The organism is Pseudomonas sp. MF6394 (assembly GCF_002018845.1).
In the GTDB taxonomy this organism is placed as follows: Bacteria; Pseudomonadota; Gammaproteobacteria; order Pseudomonadales; family Pseudomonadaceae; genus Aquipseudomonas; species Aquipseudomonas lactis.
In genome coordinates this window covers 74,576-91,669 of record NZ_MVOJ01000009.1, presented here as the reverse complement: position 1 = coordinate 91,669, position 17,094 = coordinate 74,576, and the positions used below count along the sequence as shown (strand labels likewise).

General features: G+C 58.9%; 12 protein-coding genes. 6 read left to right on the top strand and 6 right to left on the bottom strand.

The window, feature by feature from the left end; all coding sequences use genetic code 11:
* Positions 1 to 97 precede the first annotated feature (97 nt).
* Both MF6394_RS11965 and MF6394_RS11955 read left to right on the top strand, forming a co-directional pair.
* A complete protein-coding gene (locus MF6394_RS11965) occupies positions 98 to 976 on the top strand; it encodes a hypothetical protein (protein ID WP_238597287.1) in 879 nt (292 codons plus the stop codon).
* A gap of 694 nt (positions 977 to 1,670) precedes the next feature.
* A complete protein-coding gene (locus MF6394_RS11955; protein ID WP_003188912.1) occupies positions 1,671 to 1,943 on the top strand; it encodes a type B 50S ribosomal protein L31 in 273 nt (90 codons plus the stop codon).
* A 20-nt stretch (positions 1,944 to 1,963) separates the two neighbouring features.
* Here the strand turns inward: MF6394_RS11955 and MF6394_RS11950 are convergent, their stop codons facing one another.
* Genes MF6394_RS11950 through MF6394_RS11935 form a run of 4 tightly spaced genes read right to left on the bottom strand, consistent with a single transcriptional unit; the run spans position 1,964 to position 8,028 of the window.
* A complete protein-coding gene (locus tag MF6394_RS11950) occupies positions 1,964 to 3,343 on the bottom strand; it encodes an ATP-binding protein (protein WP_078466731.1) in 1,380 nt (459 codons plus the stop codon).
* A complete protein-coding gene (locus MF6394_RS11945; RefSeq protein ID WP_078466763.1) occupies positions 3,340 to 5,157 on the bottom strand; it encodes a DAHL domain-containing protein in 1,818 nt (605 codons plus the stop codon). Before MF6394_RS11945 ends, MF6394_RS11950 begins: the two co-directional genes overlap by 4 nt.
* On the bottom strand, positions 5,154 to 6,119 hold the full coding sequence (locus tag MF6394_RS11940) for a cytochrome-c peroxidase (RefSeq protein WP_044274724.1): 966 nt from the start codon (positions 6,117 to 6,119) through the stop codon (positions 5,154 to 5,156). The genes MF6394_RS11945 and MF6394_RS11940 overlap by 4 nt, the downstream gene beginning before the upstream one ends.
* Positions 6,120 to 6,153: 34 nt before the next feature.
* Complete coding sequence (locus MF6394_RS11935) at positions 6,154 to 8,028, bottom strand: putative bifunctional diguanylate cyclase/phosphodiesterase (protein ID WP_044274723.1); 1,875 nt, start codon at positions 8,026 to 8,028, stop codon at positions 6,154 to 6,156.
* A gap of 199 nt (positions 8,029 to 8,227) precedes the next feature.
* Between MF6394_RS11935 and MF6394_RS11930 the strand changes: the two genes are divergently transcribed.
* A complete protein-coding gene (locus MF6394_RS11930) occupies positions 8,228 to 9,541 on the top strand; it encodes an HD domain-containing phosphohydrolase (RefSeq protein ID WP_044274722.1) in 1,314 nt (437 codons plus the stop codon).
* Here MF6394_RS11930 and MF6394_RS11925 read toward each other — a convergent pair whose 3' ends face one another.
* Positions 9,542 to 13,726: a dermonecrotic toxin domain-containing protein gene (locus tag MF6394_RS11925; RefSeq protein WP_078466730.1), complete on the bottom strand. Its 4,185-nt coding sequence runs from the start codon at positions 13,724 to 13,726 to the stop codon at positions 9,542 to 9,544. It lies immediately after the preceding gene.
* Positions 13,727 to 13,923: 197 nt separating this feature from the next.
* Here MF6394_RS11925 and MF6394_RS11920 point away from each other — a divergent pair, with 197 nt between their 5' ends.
* Together MF6394_RS11920 and MF6394_RS11915 are read left to right on the top strand one after the other, a co-directional pair.
* Positions 13,924 to 14,334: an NUDIX hydrolase gene (locus MF6394_RS11920; protein ID WP_078466729.1), complete on the top strand. Its 411-nt coding sequence runs from the start codon at positions 13,924 to 13,926 to the stop codon at positions 14,332 to 14,334.
* Entirely contained in the window at positions 14,331 to 14,837 is a 507-nt protein-coding gene (locus MF6394_RS11915) for a GNAT family N-acetyltransferase (protein ID WP_047712689.1), read from the top strand. The genes MF6394_RS11920 and MF6394_RS11915 overlap by 4 nt, the downstream gene beginning before the upstream one ends.
* A gap of 133 nt (positions 14,838 to 14,970) precedes the next feature.
* On the opposite strand, the gene metR is transcribed toward MF6394_RS11915, so the two are convergent.
* On the bottom strand, positions 14,971 to 15,888 hold the full coding sequence (metR, locus tag MF6394_RS11910; RefSeq protein ID WP_003188924.1) for a transcriptional regulator MetR: 918 nt from the start codon (positions 15,886 to 15,888) through the stop codon (positions 14,971 to 14,973).
* Between the two features lie 182 nt (positions 15,889 to 16,070).
* On the opposite strand from metR, the gene MF6394_RS11905 reads away from it, so the two are divergent.
* Positions 16,071 to 17,090 (top strand): alpha/beta fold hydrolase, encoded by a 1,020-nt coding sequence (locus MF6394_RS11905; RefSeq protein ID WP_034126527.1) that lies wholly within the window; start codon positions 16,071 to 16,073, stop codon positions 17,088 to 17,090.
* The last annotated feature ends 4 nt before the right edge of the window (positions 17,091 to 17,094 follow it).

Below are 17,094 nucleotides of genomic sequence, written 5' to 3'. Positions count from 1 at the left end.
ACCACTCATTGGGTGTCTGGTTGTGACCGGGCATTGGGAAAGTAAGGACACTTTTATCAAGAGGGAATTTATAACGATATAAGCGAGTGACTTACCTATGATGGCATCGATTGTGGCAGCGAATGTTTTTTCCAGTGTCTGGAGTTCTGCGCCTTCCAGTCACGACTGGGATAAACGCCAGTTAACCGGCTCGCAGCGCGAGCAGATCGCCCAAGAACATAAACAAATGCAAGGTATTGAGAAACCTGAGCAGGATGTGAGCCGAAAGCCGGAATTTGCCACGGGCCGTCCACCGGGTGATAACCGCATTGCGGAACAAATCATCAATGACAATCCGATCCTCAAAAACCTCGGTCATCAAAAAGATATTAATCGTCCATTGGCCTATAAACTTCTGGGTGATTGGACGAGCAATAACAAAGCCCCTGAAGCACGAGCGGATGCTGCCTTCAACGTTGCACGGGTGCTCAACTATATTGATACGTCCTTATCGGCTGACGGCGAACATCGAGGCAAAGCCCATGGCAATGGCGACCTTGAAGGAATCACCCGTAGCGGTGATGCCCGGCGCGGAACTCCGGCTGGTATGTGGAAAGATTTTACGGAGCAGGGTTATTACGCCTTGCGCGACGATCACCGCCTGGATAGCACCAGCGATACCCATGTGAAGGCCGACGGCACCAACAAAGATAATCTGCAGTGGGCTGCCAGCGCAGCTGGAAAGAGAACCTGGTTCATCCCAGGGCTCAGCAATATTCTTCTGGGCATCGGCAATGCAGACCAGGGGGTGGTCGGGGCCCTCAAGGGGGCCAAGGATGGTTTTGACAAAACCCGGGTCGATGGTTTTGATCAAGCACTCGCCAGTGCTGCGCGGGGAAATATCTGGGGTGTCGTAAAAGGGTATGCCAGTGCTGTGAACAAAAATGAGGCCACGCCGGAACAGGTCAAGACTGTGTTGAATAAAGTGGGCAGCTGAAATCGGAGGGGGCTTAACCGTTGGCGTTCAACCAGATGGCTTTGATTCTTGGAAATTGATTTCCAACAAGCCCGATAAGTCCGTAGATATCTACACAACTCTGTAGCGCTCAACGGTAACCACGATGCGAAGCGAGTCGCTCTTGATCTGCTCTTGATCTTGATCTCAGGCGCCCCGTCAAACCACGCTGGCCGGAATTCGACAGTGATTTGGGGGGTAAACCGGCAGGGATGCCGGTTTAGCCGCCCCGCGCCATGGATGGCGCGTGGCGGCGGCCCCCCAAATCACTGGCGGATTACGGGCACACCGAGCCTAAGCGAGGTGCCGAGTGGTGGGGCAAGAGCGTTTTGCTTACTTTGCCGCTTTTGCAAAGTGAGCCGCCGTCAGGGCGGAACCCTAAGTGGTCGTTACCGCAGGAATGGATATGTACACAATCCAGCTGCGTTGACTGTCAGGCCGCCTTCGCGAGCAAGCCCGCTCCCACAAGTTTAACCGCAGGGTATCAGGTAGATAGGTGTCGACTGGGAGGCCGTCATCGCAGGCAAGCCAGCTCCCACATCTGGATCGCTGGGGGGAGATACCTATATCCATAGATCTGCGCAATCTATTCTTATTGCAATAGGTTCTCGTTTGGCTGCTTGATCTTGTGTTACTGTATAACAAATCAACCGTACCCAGACGCCCCGGAGGCCTCATGAAAGCTGGTATCCACCCCGACTACCGCACCGTGCTGTTCCACGATACTGCCGCCGACGTGTTCTTCCTCATCGGTTCCACCGCCGACAGTGATCGCACCCATAAACACAGCGACGGCAACACCTATCCCTACATCCCGCTGGACGTCTCCAGCGCCTCGCACCCGGTCTATACCGGCCAGCAGCGCAAGACCCAGGCCGAAGGCCGGATTGCCGGTTTCAACAAGCGCTTTGCCTCGTTTGGATCGAGCCCGAAAAAAGCGGATGAATGAGCATGAGTCGGCGGCGTGTCCTACGCCGCCGTCTGCCGAATCGGCAGTACCACCCGAAACTTCGTACCCTTGCCCAGCTCACTGCTGACGCTGATATCGCCACGGTGTTTCTTGACGATCCCGTAGGACAACGACAAGCCCAACCCCGTACCTTCGCCCACCGGCTTGGTGGTGAAGAACGGGTCGAAAATCTTCTGCACGGTGTCGGGGGCAATCCCACAGCCGTTGTCTGCGACTTCCAGCCACACGTGTTCGCCTTCCACCCCATTGCTGATGGTAATGGTGCCGCGCTCAGGGCCCATGGCTTGTGCGGCGTTGATCACCAAGTTCATCACTACCTGATTGAGTTGCGAGGCCAGGCATTCGATTTCCGGCAGCGGCGCGTAGTGCTTAATCACATCGGCCTTGTACTTGAGTTCGCTGGCGACAATGTTCAGTGTCGAGTCGATGCCTTGCTGCAGGTTGGCAAATTGCCAGGTCTGGTCGTTATCCACCCGTGAGAAGTTCTTCAGGTCTTTGACGATCTGCACCACACGGCCGATGCCATCCTTGGACTCGCGGATCAGGATCGGAATGTCGTCCTTGAGAAAATCCAGGTCCAGCTCGGTGCGCAATGCCGTGAGTGGGTCGCGATGTTCTGGCTCAGCAATATGCGCTTCGCTGCGCTGGTAAGCATCGAGCATCTGTTGCAGCTGTTTGAAGTAGCCGTCGAGGGTGCTGAGGTTGGAGGAAATAAAGCCCACGGGGTTGTTGATCTCATGGGCGACACCGGCCGCGAGTTGCCCCAGTGAGGCGAGTTTTTCCGACTGCACCAGTTGGCTTTCCAGGTGCTTGCGCTCTTCAATTTCCAGTTGCAGCGCTTGGGTGCGCTCTTCCACCAACCGCTCCAACTGCGAGGTTTGCAGGGAGGCGCGGCGGGCCATGTCCCATTTGTTGGCCAGGGTGTTGGCCATTTGCTGGACTTCGATGTTGTCGAATGGTTTTTTCAGGATCAGCAGGCGGTCGTGGGCGTGCAGGCGAAACAGCAGGTCATCCCAGGAGTAGTCCGAGTAGGCGGTGCACACCACCACTTGCAAATCGGGGGCGACTTTCCACAGCTCTTCAATGGTCTTGGCACCGTCCCAGCCCTGGGGCATGCGCATGTCGACGAAGGCCAAGGCATAGGGCCGCTGTTGCGCCATGGCGCTGGTCAGCAAGCCCAGGCCTTCCTCGCCGCCATACGCGCCGTGCAGTTCGAACGTCTGGGCTTGAGGTTTGGCCGCGTCGCCAAACAGTGCCGACTCCATCTCATCCAGCGCTTCGGTTGAGGCTTCGTCGGGCATCAGGATCTTGCGAAAATCCTCATGAATGGACGGTGTGTCATCGATCAGCAGGATGCGCCGGTTGGGAGGTTGGTTCATGAGCTGCTTCCGGCAAGGGTCAAGGGGATGGTCAAGGTGAAGACGGCGCCAAGGCCCGGCCCGTCGCTGTGGGCGCTGAGCTGGCCGTTCATTTCCACGGCGGCCAGGGCGCAGCTGTGCAGGCCGAAGCCGTGGCCTTCCTTGCGGGTGGTAAAACCGTGGGTGAAGATGCGTGCCATGTTCTCAGGCGGTATGCCTTCGCCGTCGTCCTTCACACTGATCTTCAGGGTCTCGTCGCCGACCGATTCCACCGCCAGGGTGATTTGCCGTGGCCGCTCAGACAGTTTGACCATGGCGTATTTGGCATTGCTGATCAGGTTGACCATGATCAGCAGCAACCGGTGCTTGTCCGCCAAGATCTCCGGCACCGGGGCGTACGCCTTCACAACAGTGACATGGTGACGGCTTAGCGCGCCGGCGTTCATGCGCAGGGCGTCGTCCATCAAGGCGCTGATATTGACCGGCTCCAGCAAGGTAGACGCACCCGCATAGGATTGCTGGGTCGAGACGATGTCCTTGATGTGGTCCACGCTTTTGCTCAACTGCGCCAGCTCATCGCTCATGCCTTGCTGTTCGATGGCAATCGCTTCGACCAACTGGTTCAGATAGCCCGGCAGCAATTTGCCCTTTTCATCTTCAGTGAGGAAAGTGCCCAGGTCGCCCTGGTGGGCGTTAATCAACTGCATCGCCTTGCCCAGGCCGAGCGCCTTGCTGGCGCGCAGTTTGCGGCTGACCAGGTCGGCAGAGATATTCACACTGTTGAGCACGTTACCGACGTTGTGCAGCACGTTGGTGGCGATCTCTGCCATGCCGGCCTGGCGGGCGCTGTCCATCAGCTCGCTCTGGGCATCCTTGAGCTGTTGCGTGCGCCGCTCCACCCGTTGCTCCAGGGTTTCGTTGGCGGCCTGCAACGCGCGGTTGACGCGGTTGATCTCGGCAAAACTGCGCAACAGGCGCACCGCCAGGTAAAGCAGTAGCACCACCAGCAAGGTCGAGAAGATCAGCAGGTAGCGATGGTATTGGTGGTCGATGAGGTCAGCGGCTTGCTGGTCTTGATTAATGTGGGTGGTCAGGTCATCCAGGTGTTCGGCCACCGGCACGGCGGCAATCTGCTCAAGCAGGCTGTTGACCCGTGGCTGTTCGCGCAGGATCAGCGAAATATGATTGCTGAGAATCTCTACCGGTGCCTGGAACTCACTGGGCAGGCTCTGTTGGTTGATGGCCAGTTTGCCCAAGCCCACCAGGATATCGGCGGCACGTTCGTCGCTGGTGACCTGGGCGAACTCCAGGCTGCTGAGCAGCAGGTCGTAGGTGTCGGTGGCCACGCTTTGCAGTTGCAGCCGGCTTTCGTCGGTCATGCTGTTGAATTGGGCCTGGATGTCGTCCTCGGCCGTCGGCAAAAAAGCCAATGAGTTCCGTAACACCGCGTTGTGGGATTTGAACTGGTCGACCAACCGGGCTTTTTCTTCGATGGCCTTTAGATACGCGGCATGGCTGGCTTGCCAACCGGGCAGGTCGGCTGCGCTGTGATAGGTGTTGCGGCTCTGCAGTTCAGCCCCGATGCGGGTCATTTCGGTCAGCGGTGTGACCAGTGGGTCGTAGTTGTGGGTAATCGCGATGCGGGCCTTGAGCACTTCGCTGTCCCACTGGGCATTGAGCTGCTGGAGCTGGCGGATCAAGTCACGCGACTGGGTATAAGTGGCTGTCTGGTCGCGCGAAGATTTGAGGTACAAAAACACCAGTGTGGAGGCCAGGAACAGGGTGATAAGGCCTAGCAGGATTTGGCTGGTACGTCGGCGTGACAAGGGTCTCATAGTGGCTTGCCCGCCCATTCGCCAGTCAGGGTCTTGAGAAACTGGATAATCAGGTCCTTGTCTTCCTGGGACGGGTTGCGCCCCAACTGGTACTTGAACATCACGTCAACCGCCTCTTCAAGTGTCTTGGCCGAGGCGTCGTGAAAGTACGGCGCAGTGACGGCCACATTGCGCAGGCTGGGTACCTTGAAGACATGGCGGTCCTCTTCATCCTGGGTCAGCAGGTAGCGCCCCAGGTCCGATTCCAGCGGGTTGCCGCGGGCCTTGAAGTAGTCGCCCATCACGCCGAACTTCTGGAACATATTGCCGCCAATGTTCACCCCCTGGTGGCAGGCGATGCAGCCGTAGTCCTTGAAGCGTTGATAACCGTATTTTTCCTGTGTGGTCAGGATATCGGTATCGCCCAGCAAGTATTGGTCAAACCGCGAGTTGGGTGTCAGCAGGGTGCGCTCGTAGGTGGCCAGGGCGTTTTGCACATTGGAGGCGGTGACGCCATCGGGGTAGGCCTGCTTGAACGCGTTCTGGTAAGCGGGCAGGGTGGACAGGTTGTGCACCACGGTATTCCAGTCGCTGCCCATTTCCACCGGACTGATCACCACCTGCTCGACCTGGGCCTCCAGCGTGTCCACCCGACCGTTCCAGAATTGTTTGAAGTTCAGGCTGGCGTTGAACACAGAAGGGGTATTGATCTGCACCGGCTTGCCGTCAAAGCCAATGGAGAACGGCTTGTTGTCGGCGCCGCCGCTGGTCAGTTGGTGACAGCTGGCGCAGGACAAGGTGTTGTTGACCGACAAGCGCGGCTCATTGAACAGCTGGCGACCCAACTCAACCTTGACCGGGTCCAGTACGGGAACCGCCGGCAAGGGCTTGAGCGCTTCGTTCAGCGGCGCGGCTGCGAGCGGTGCGGTGCCCAGGCATAACGCCAACATCAGGCCAGAACGGTGGTTTACGACGTTGCTCAAGCGAGCACTCCTTGCAGGCCTAGGGCTATTTATTTTATTGATCGGGCATCAGTGTCGCGCTATCCGTTTGCAGCAACTGCACAAAATCTTTCGAAGGCAGCGCCTTGCTGAATAGAAAGCCCTGGCCCTCTTCACACTGCTGGGCTTTGAGGAAATTCAGTTGGTCAATGGTTTCCACGCCTTCGGCAATGATGTTCAGCTCCAGGCTCTTGCCCATGCCGATGATAGCGCTGATCAGCTGTTCGTCCTGGCTATTGATGCGCAGGCCGCGCACGAAGGATTGGTCGATCTTCAGCACGTCGATGGGAAAGCGCCTCAGGTAGCTGAGGCTGGAGTAGCCGGTGCCGAAATCGTCCAGGGCCAAGCGGATGCCCATGGCCTTGATCTTTTGCAGGGTCTCCACGGTTTCATCGACGTTCTGCATCAGCACGCTTTCGGTGATTTCCAGTTCCAATTGGGTGGGCGGCAGGCCCGTTTCTTCAAGGATGGCGGCCAGGTTGTCGACGAAGTCCCGTTGGCGAAAGTCGATCGCCGAGATGTTCACCGACATGCGCAGAGGCGCCAGGCCCATCTCGCGCCAGGCTTGGGCTTGTGCGCAGGCTTGGCGCAGTACCCATTGGGTCAGGCGTACGATCAGGCCGCTGTCTTCGGCCACAGGAATAAAATCCGCTGGGCTGACCCAGCCCGACTGCGGTCGAAACCAGCGTGTCAGCGCTTCCGCGCCGACGATGCGCCCGGACTCCAGCGCCAGCTTGGGCTGGTAATGCAGCACAAACTCATCGCGGTCCAGCGCCTGGCGGATCGCGCTTTCCAGGTTTTGCTGATGCTGGGCGCGCAGGTTCATGTCTTCTGTGTAAAAGGTGAAATCCCCCGGGCCGCGTTCTTTGCTGGTGCGCATCGCAGTTTCAGCGTGCTTGAGCAAGCCCACGGCGTTGTCGCTGTCATTGGGGTAAATACTGATGCCCAGGCTGGCGCTCACACTCAGGTCATGCCCCGCGACATGGCGAGTCGCGCTGACGGCATTGAGTACCTTTTGCGCAATATGTTGGGTTTGCTGGGGATGCTGGATATCGTTGAGCAGCACCACGAACTCGTCGGAACCGTAACGAAACACCGAGTCCGAGGCCCGTATCGCCGCCACCAGGCTCAGGCTCACCTGCGCAAGCACCTCGTCGCCTGCCGGATAGCCCAGGGCGTTGTTGATGCGCTTGAAGCGGTCGAGCCCCAGAAACATCACCGCCAGTTGCGTGTCGTGCCGCCGGCTCAAGGCGATCGCCTGGGTCAGTCGGTCGCCGAGCAAGGTGCTGTTGGGCAACTCGGTCAGTGCGTCGTATTGCAATAAATGCGAGACCTTGAGCAGCTCTTGCACGCGTTCCTCGATGGTGCGCTCCAGGCTGATCACCTTGAGGGCCGCGTCCTGGGCCAGCTGCCATTTCCAGGTCAAGGCGCTGGCCATCTGGCGGATTTCCAGGTGGTCGAAGGGTTTTTTCAGGATCAGCAGTTGGTCGTTGTATTTCAGGCGTGCTTCGATGGCCTCGAAGGAATAGTCAGAATAGGCCGTGCAGAGCGCGATTTGCAGGTTGGGGTCCGCCTCCCACAGCTGTTCGATGGTGTGCAGGCCGTCCCAGCCAGGGGGCATGCGCATGTCGATAAACACCATGGCGTAGGGCGAGTGGGCGTCCAGGGCTTTCTTGACCAGTGCCAAGGCTTCTTGCCCCTGATAGGCCGAGTCCAGGTCAAACGCCTGGCGCACCGGCGCCGTGGTGCCGAACAGGGCGGACTCCAGAGTATCGAGGGAGGGCTCGCCGTGCTCGTCGGCACAGAGGATCTTGCGAAAATCCTGGTGGATCGAAGCGGTGTCGTCGACGATCAGGATGCGCCGGTTGGCCCGGCCAGATTCCGTCTTCATGGCGCACTCGGCACATGCAAAAGGCTTGATGGCATGACAATTCCTTCCCTGGTTCCACAACTGAACGGGGCGCGAGTATGCAATGCAGCATAGTTGAGTTCCCTTGATATCGACGGCCAGTTGGCGTCAAATCAATCGCGCTTTGTATTGCGCAGATTCAATTTAGCTTAACTTCGTTTAATTTGAAGGCAGAGTCGCCATGGATGAACCACTCGCTACGAAGTCTGCTGTTTTGCTGGTCGACGATGAAGAGTCGATCCTAAACAGCCTGCGCCGCCTGTTGCGCAGCCAGCCCTATGAGGTGGTTTTGGCCACCAGCGGCGCCCAGGCGCTGGAGATCATGGCGACCCGGCCCATCGATCTGGTGATGAGTGATGCGCGCATGCCCGGCATGGACGGCGCCACGCTGCTGGCCGAGGTCCACCGCCTGTACCCCGCCACCAGCCGTATCCTGCTCACCGGTTACGCCGACCTCACCACCATCATCAAGGCGATCAACGACGGGCAGATCCACCGCTACATCAGCAAACCCTGGAACGACGAGGAGTTGCAGCTGGTGTTGCAGCAAACCCTCGAGCACCAACGCCTTGAACGCCTGGCCCGAGACCAGACCGAGCAGCTCAAATTGCTCAACGCCACCCTGGAAAAACGCGTGGCGGCGCGTACCGCCGAATTGCAACAAACCGCCGACATGCTCGACCTGGCCTACGACGAGCTCAAGCGCAGCTACGTGACCGGCACCGAAGTGTTTTCGCTGCTGGCCAACCTGCGCTTGCCCAAGGACAAACAGACCAACCGCGCGCTGATCGAGTTGATCCGCGTGTACTGCGCCGCCCAGTCCATGGACGAAGCCAGCACACGCGACCTGACCATGGCCGCCGCGCTGTACAACATCGGCAAGTTGAGCTGGACCGACAGCATGATGGTTGCACCCTCGGACAAGCTGCACAGCACCGACCGCGGCTTGTACCGTGAGTATCCGGGGCAAAGCGAGTCGCTGCTGATGACCCTGGAGCCGATGAAGGACGCGGCGCGGATCATTCGTCATCACCAGGAGCGCTGGGACGGCACGGGGTTTCCCGACCACCTCAAGGGCGATACGATCCCGCCCGGTTCACGGCTGCTGAAGTTGGCGGTGGACTTTATCGAATTGCAAAAAGGCCTGATCCTGGAGCGCCACCTCAACAGCGACGAAGCGCTGTTGTATATCCGCAAGTACGCCGGGCGTCTGTATGACCCGGCGTTGGTGGAAGATTTTGTGCAAGCCTGCGCAACCTTCCTCAGCGACGTAACCCTGGGCGACCCTACGGTCAAAGTCCTCACCACCCGTGAGCTTGAGGCCGGTATGGTGCTGGCCCGCAACCTCAACGCCGATAACGGCATGCTGCTGCTCAATGCCGGCAAGGTGCTGAACTTGCCGCTGGTGGACAAGCTGATCGCGTTCGAAGCCATGGAGGGCGCCAAGTACAGCGTGTTTATCAAGACGCCCGATGAGGTGGCGCCACTCCTGTAGCTATACGCCCCAGGCTACGTGCTTGCTGCTGTGGTAATCAAAGATGCCCCTGATGATGTAGACATCTTTGCCACCTTCTTTGCCGTTCTGTTCAATTGCCACGCGCCAAAGACCGCGGCCCGAGCCGGCCTGTACTTGGGGTAAATCGACATAGGTGTAGTTGCCTATTCGCTTGCGGCTGAGGCGTCCGGCTTGGATATCCTGGGTGATTTGCTCAAGTTTGGCCGTGGCGGGGGCGGGCATGAGTTTTTTCTGGGTGTGCGCCAGATCATCGAGCTTCACGATGTTGATGTGCGGATCGCGAGTGGGTAGGGGCAGGACATCCGGGGCCGGGGGCACGGACGGCTCTGGCCTTTGGCCTCTGGCTGGAGGGCGGGGTTGCTCAAACTCCAAGGGCGTAGAGAATTTGGGCAGGGCCTTTTCAAATGCTGTGACGTCTTTGCTGTCCACCATGGCTATGCCAGCGTCTGCCCCGTGCTGGCCTCGGGACAGGGCGATATAGGGAACGCCGGATTTTTTGAAATCCTCTGAAAAGGAGGTGACTTGAAGCCTGGCCATTTTCGCCTTGAAGGTATCCTTCATGAAAGCATCCAGGGTGCTTTTTGTCTCAGGCAGCAACAAGAATCGGCGTATCGCCTGCTGGTGTGTAATTCCTTGATCGGAGGCGAGTTGATTAATACGTCGTAGGTGTTCGGGCTTGTTTGCAAACACCGTCAGTGCCGCCTCTCGCCAAGTATAAAGTTCATATTTTGCCGCGAATTTATCCATCGCGGTCTGATGTTTATTCGTGATGGCATACCCGACAAATTGTGCCTCCGTATCGGGGTCGAGAACGGCAATCGATGTTCTGATTTGTTTGTCTAAGTTGTCGTTTTTGCCAATGAGCCTTTTGACTTTCTTAAACAGTTCCTCCTTGTCCCGCGCAGACAGATGTTGCGCAAAATGTTGGGTCGACAGGTGTACATGTTCAAGCGTGGCCAGTTCGGACCGCAGGTTTAACACGCTATTGCGCAATCTCTCTTGATTGGTTCGGCTCAGGCTTCTCGGGTTCGATACCCAGCGGCGAAATTCAGCTTCATCCAGTGTGCCGAGCTGTTGTCGGGCGTGAGTGATCAAGTTGAGTTTCAGGGCCGCGTCGGTTTGTTCTATGACGCGCTCGAAATCGCGCATTTCCCCTTCTGTTGCGAAAAGCCGCATGGCCGCGATCAGGTCCGCGTCCACTTGCTGTTCAGGGGTCAGAGAACGCAGGGCGCCCAGAACGGAACCTCCGCCTACAGCATTTCGCTCGAAACGGGGCTTCCAGCTCTTTGCGTCTCCTGGCACGACCATAAAATCCACATGGTTACCGGCCGGGTCTTTTACATAGCGTGCGCCGTCCTCTACATAGGACTGATACAAATGATAGCGGCCTGTAGCGTCGCGCATCGCGATGAACTGGTTATTGTGTTTATCAAAAAAACACGGTGCGCTGCCCGACCGGCGCAACAGACGGTATCGGTGAGTGCGGGCAAACTCAGCTACGTCAAAGTGCGGCGTTATCTGCTCAGGTAGCCGATACGGGGCCGCATTGACCCAGGCAGGTTCCAGCGGGCGGACTGAAGCACTGGTCTGTACGATGCCGGTGCTCCTGCCCGTACCGACTTTACTGGCCAGTCCCGGAATGCGCCGCCCAAGCTGTTTGGCCACGTCTAATCCACGGTTGATACCTCGACGCAAAAACGACAGGGCGGTTTTGCCGGGTATCAGCCCGAGCAGAAAGTCGGCTGCGTCCACCCCAAACATAAAGGCGTTCACCGCCGACTCGCGGAAAATTTGCGCATTGGTCCGTGAACGGTAATCGGCGTGCGCGAGTTGAAAACCCAGTTGCGCCGAATACAGGTAGGCGTGGAAATTGCCGGTTATCGGTGTCAAGGTGTAGCGGTACACACTGCGCGTATCGTTGAGGATCCGCGTTATCTCGTTCGTATCCTTTGTGGCCATTTGGGAACTGAAGTAGGTCTGCCATTCGGGTTTTGCTTTCAGCGTGTCCAGCTCTGCCAGCCCGTTGACCAGTTCCCTGAAGGGCCCGCCATCTGGCGCATCCGGGGTATACAGCACACTGACCCCATCAGGCTTGGTGCCTTTTCGATGAATGACCAGGACGCGATGCATGACCTGTCCCCCTTGACCCCTCTCCTGCGCGGCACCCAATACCAGTAGGTTGACTTCTATCTCGAACTCGCTGACCCGGGGCCGGGTAGTTGAATCGGGGTGCTCGGTAACTGCCTTTATCCAGTCAAGCCCACTGCCTGGTGTCTTGAATGTAAACAGCTTGGCGGCGTCAGGGTTGAGACGGCTCTCAAGGGCGTCCTTGTTCATTCTTGCCGCGTTGGCGCGCTGCCAGGCTGTTGCGAAGGTGCTTGTCCCGCTGCTCTGCGAGAAGGCTGAGCGCAGGTACGTATCGTATTTTTGGCCAATGTCAGCCTCTGTGGCGAGGGCACGCAAATCGTCGTTCCCGAGTTTTCCGTGATGGTTGCCGGCCGTGTCGACGATGTTGACGGTAGCGCTGATTATTCTGTGTATGCCATGCACCGACCAAGGGTCGACATTACGTTGGGTGTAATTTCCCAGTGTGCGCAAATCCACCACGGCTTGGGTACGCCAGGTGCCCCACATAAGTTTTTGGCCCGGCAGGCACTGCGGGATATGGATCTTGCGGTCTTCGCTGATGTAGACAAGGGTGGCCGCCTCGTTACGATACCCCGTCACCTCGGCGGACCGGGAGGACGTTGTCACGCGCAGATGAACCAGGCTTCTATAAGGGTCAATATCCACATTGGCATACGCAGGTTTCTGTTTTTTCAGCACCCGGTCGGTCTCCTGCTGGGAGAACGCTTCCAGTGTCAAGATCTTCTCAAGATGAGGCGAGAGCTCTTCATTGCTGTCAATCAGTTCCTGCTCCAGTTGCCTGTACCGGGCCTGGTCTTGCTCGTTGGAGGCTTTCAACCATGCGGGTTCGGTCGTCAACAAGCGTAGGGTACGTGCCATAAAGGCATTCGCGACATCCAACTGTGGCGTCAGGTCTGCGGCCAGGTCGAGTTCGCCTGTGGTGGGTAAGGGCTCCCTGTGCAAGCTATTGCGGACAGAGAAATGTTGCCTGACTCGCAATGCGCGGACACTGTCAGCAATCACGTCAGCGTGTATCGGTGACGGGGCCGTCGTCAGTACGGGCAAGCCGTTCAGCGCGGCGCGGGCGGCCGTCGGCAGGCTTGCGATCAATAGCTTGCCTGCCGCTGAGCCGTCTTGTATGCGGGTTGCGACGGTGTGATTCAAGCGCGCCAGGTTTTCAAACTCCTCAAACTCCTCGCTTGGGCTATAGAGCATCACTTTGCCCGTCAGAGGGTTCGTGCCCGTGGGGGCCAGAATGAATGCGCCGGCGAATTCACTCCCATCCTCCAGTGCCAGCCGGTACACCGTGGGCCTGTTGTCGAGGGTAAACACCTGTTCACGTGCCGCAGCACTTGGGTACTTGAGCACGTTCTGCGCCAGCGTTTGTGCATGCGCCGACAACGTGCCGTCCACCGAGCGCAATGCCAGTTGATGGGCCAGCACTTGTCGTCGCAGTGCGACCAATTGCCCCTCCGTGTCGGCTTGGGAGGGCTCGCCAGCCCCCCAGAATGTATTCAGGCTCAAGGTGATGGCAATTTCCAGCCTGGCGGCCAGGGTTGTCATCGAGGCAGTGGGAGAGAGGCGTTTATCGGCGTCCAGGGTGTTGCATTCGCGGTAGAAGGCGCCGCTCTCTTTGGTCAGATAAGACGCTGCGCCAGGCGCGCGTAAGGTGGCCAGCAGCGAGCCCAGTGGTTCGCAGGACAGCAGGTGCTTTTGCCCTTCCTGGTCTTCGCGATAGCGGCTGAAAAAAATCTGGTTGGGATTGATGGGCAGATGTACATCGGGAAAGATGTCGGCCAATTGTTGCTGGTACACACGGCCGACACTCGGCTGTCGCCCTACCAGCTCAGAGGTCTGTGCATTGAGTTTGTCGAGTTCACGGGTGTGGTGAGCCAGCTGTTCTTCGGCAGAAAGTGACGCCGGCGGCACGACCGCAAGCGTCATCGGTTGCACGGTAGTGGTTGACGTGCTGTCGGCCGGCAGCGGTTGCGGTTCGTCAGTGGATGATTCTTTGAGGGCAGGCAATGAATTGTGCATGAGTAAACTCTTATAAAAGGGCACGGCGCACCGAGGTGCAGCGAGCCCTGCTGAATATGAGTTTGCGAGTTTAGGGTGGCCGAAACTGGACCCTGCGGTGTATGTATGTCGGAAAAAATCGCCCTGCGCGCGCGAGTTGCGTGTGCAGAATACGCGTGGGATCCTTGGCCGCTTTTCAATCCCAGAGAGGGCGTTCCATGTCCAAGACTATCCGCATTGCAGCCGCGCTGTTGATCCGTGGCGACGGTCAAACCTTGCTGGTGCGCAAGCGCGATACCCTGGCTTTCATGCAACCGGGTGGCAAGATCGACGCTGGCGAGCAACCAGCCGAGGCGCTCGTCCGTGAGCTGCGCGAGGAGCTGAACCTGCGCATTGACCCGAGCGAAGCCGTCTATCTTGGCCAGTTCTCGGCGCCCGCGGCCAACGAGCCGGGCTTCACCGTACAGGCCGAGCTGTTCAAGGTGCAGATCGACGTTGCCGTCACCCCCGCTGCCGAGATTGAAGAGGTGCGCTGGATCGATCCCATGGCCGAAGGTGACTTGCATCTGGCGCCGTTGACGCACGATTTGATCCTGCCGTTCTATCGCAATGGGCTGGCTACCGCATGATGATTCGCCCGCTGGGCACCGACGATGCGCAGGCCTATCGCGCGCTGATGCTCGAGGCTTACGGCGCTTATCCCCAGGCGTTCACCTCCAGCGTGGCCGAGCGTGCTTCGATGCCCTTGAGTTGGTGGGAAAAACGCCTCGGCAGCCCCCTGGATCGGCTGTTTGGCGCCTTCGACGGCGATCAGTTGGCGGGTATTGTCGGTCTTGCATTCGAGCCACGGGAGAAGGCCCGGCACAAGGTCACCTTGTTCGGCATGTACGTGACCGAGGCTTATCAACAGCAGGGGCTTGGGCGGCAACTGGTGCAAGCCGCACTGGAAGAAGCCCGTCGCCACCCGCGCCTCAAACTGATCCAACTGACCGTCACCGCCGGCAATGACGCCGCCTTTGCGCTCTACCAGCGCTGCGGTTTCATCCAGTACGGTCTCGAGCCATTGGCGGTGCGGGTAGGTGTCGATTACTTCGACAAGATCCACATGTGGCGCGAAATCCGGGTGGAATGAAGCCCAAGGTGGGAGCTGGCTTGCCTGCGACAGCATCAACGCGGTGTGACAAGCGATCCGAGTTGCCTGCATCGCGGGCAAGCCCGACTCCCACACAAGCCCGATCTGCTGGCTCGATGACGTTCTCTCCAGCTCAGCGAACCGCGCTAACTCCATCCAAGGTCGAAAACGAGGTGTCCTTGGCCGTCAGCAAAAAGTCGCGCATATAAGGCGCATCGAGCATGTCGGCACGAATGCCCGCATACAAGGTGGCGAACAAACCCTTCTCACCCAAACGCTTGGCCTTCACATACCCGCGTGAGCTGTATTCATGCAGCGCCCAGTGGGGCATGCCGCACACCCCACGGCCGCTGGCCACCAGTTGCATCATCATCACCGTCAGCTCCGAAGTCCGCACCTGGGCCGGTTCAACGTCGGCCGGTTCCAGGAAGCGGGTGAAGATGTCCAGGCGGTCACGTTCCACCGGGTAGGTGATCAGGGTTTCTGTCAGCAGGTCTTCGGGCACGATGTAAGACTTGTTCGCCAGCGCGTGTTGGTTGGCCACCGCCAGCATGGCTTCGTAAGTGAACAGCGGCACGTAGGTGATGCCTGGCAGTTCCAGCGGGTCGGAAGTCACCACCAGGTCCAGGTCGCCACGTGCCAGGGCCGGCAGCGGCGCGAAGGCAAAGCCCGAGGCCAGGTCCAACTCGACTTCCGGCCAGGCATCGCGGAACTGGTCGATGGTCGGCATCAGCCACTGGAAGCAACTGTGGCATTCGATTGCCATGTGCAAGCGCCCGGCGGTGCCGCCGGCCAGCCGCGCAATATCGCGCTCGGCACCGCGCAGCAACGGCAGGGTGGCGTCGGCCAATTGCAGCAGGCGCAGGCCGGCGCTGGTGAAACGCACCGGTTTGGTCTTGCGCACGAACAACGGCATGCCCAGGCGCTCTTCCAGTTCTTTGAACTGGTGGGAGAGGGCGGACTGAGTCAAATGCAGGCGCTCGGCTGCCTCTACCAGGCTATCGGCTTCGCGCAGGGCGTGCAGGGTTTTCAAGTGACGGATTTCGAGCACAGGCGCTCCATGAAGAAAATTTGCGACAAAAACGGATTGCGTGATTTTGTCTCATGTTGTGGGGCGTGTCGACCATGACCACTGGGCACTCTTCATCAAACTGTCATCGAACTGTGGCAGCGCGCTTGAACAAACTTCATCAGACTCGCGCTCTACTGGGGTTCTGCGTTTTGGTGTTTTTCATGCGTGCGTTGTTTTTAGTGGCCGCTCTCCTGTTCGGCCTGCCGTCCTTTGCGGCTTCTCGATGTGATGTCAATGTCCCGACCCAAACGGTCGACCTGGCTCAGGTGAGCATCGCCTATCAAAGTATCGGCCGTGCGTCCGACCCTGCGTTGCTGCTGGTGATGGGCCTGGGCGGACAGTTGATTCACTGGCCGGATGAAGTGGTGGTTGCCCTGTGCGAGCAAGGTTTTCGGGTGATTCGCTACGACAATCGCGATGTCGGCCTGTCCACCTGGCGGCAGGCGCCGGCGAGCGCCAACCTGACCTTCGAAGTGCTGCGCTACAAGCTCGGCCTGCCGGTGGCCGCGCCCTATACCTTGACCGACATGGCCGACGACGCCCTGGGGTTGATGGATGCGTTGCAGGTGCAGCAGTTTCACGTACTCGGCGCGAGCATGGGCGGCATGATCGCCCAACACCTGGCGGCCATGGCGCCACAGCGCGTGGAAAGCCTGACCCTGATCATGACCAGCTCCGGCGCCGAGGGCCTGCCCGCGCCGAACGCGGCGCTGGTGCAATTGCTGTCGCGGCGCAGCGCGCCCAACCGTGAGGTGGCGCTGGAGCAACAGGCGGATTTGCTCGCGGCGTTGGGCAGCCCGGATATCAAGGACGATCGCCAGGCGTTGCTGCACCAGGCGGCGCTGTCCTATGACCGCGCCTTCAACCCCGAAGGCGTGAAGCGCCAGATCATGGCGATCCTGGCCGAGCCAAGCCGTGTGCCCTTGCTCAACCAACTGCGCGTGCCTGCGCTGGTGGTGCATGGCACCGCCGACCCGTTGTTGCCGGTGATGCACGGCGTGCACCTGGCCGCGCATATCCAGGGCAGCCAGTTGAAATTGATTCCCGGCCTGGCCCACCGTTTTCAGGAAGCGTTCAAGGCGCCCTTGCTGGCGGCGGTATTGCCTTACCTGCAAGCCCATCGCCAGGATGCCGCGCACTGGGCGCAGATCGATTTGAGCGAGCCTTCGAAGGTGCTGTGAAGGT

Coding starts and splice junctions, on each gene's coding strand:
- MF6394_RS11965 (WP_238597287.1), top strand. CDS start 98: ATGATGGCATCGATTGTGGCAGCGAATGTTTTTTCCAGTGTCTGGAGT.
- MF6394_RS11955 (WP_003188912.1), top strand. CDS start 1,671: ATGAAAGCTGGTATCCACCCCGACTACCGCACCGTGCTGTTCCACGAT.
- MF6394_RS11950 (WP_078466731.1), bottom strand. CDS start 3,343: ATGAACCAACCTCCCAACCGGCGCATCCTGCTGATCGATGACACACCG.
- MF6394_RS11945 (WP_078466763.1), bottom strand. CDS start 5,157: ATGAGACCCTTGTCACGCCGACGTACCAGCCAAATCCTGCTAGGCCTT.
- MF6394_RS11935 (WP_044274723.1), bottom strand. CDS start 8,028: ATGAAGACGGAATCTGGCCGGGCCAACCGGCGCATCCTGATCGTCGAC.
- MF6394_RS11930 (WP_044274722.1), top strand. CDS start 8,228: ATGGATGAACCACTCGCTACGAAGTCTGCTGTTTTGCTGGTCGACGAT.
- MF6394_RS11925 (WP_078466730.1), bottom strand. CDS start 13,726: ATGCACAATTCATTGCCTGCCCTCAAAGAATCATCCACTGACGAACCG.
- MF6394_RS11920 (WP_078466729.1), top strand. CDS start 13,924: ATGTCCAAGACTATCCGCATTGCAGCCGCGCTGTTGATCCGTGGCGAC.
- MF6394_RS11915 (WP_047712689.1), top strand. CDS start 14,331: ATGATGATTCGCCCGCTGGGCACCGACGATGCGCAGGCCTATCGCGCG.
- MF6394_RS11905 (WP_034126527.1), top strand. CDS start 16,071: ATGCGTGCGTTGTTTTTAGTGGCCGCTCTCCTGTTCGGCCTGCCGTCC.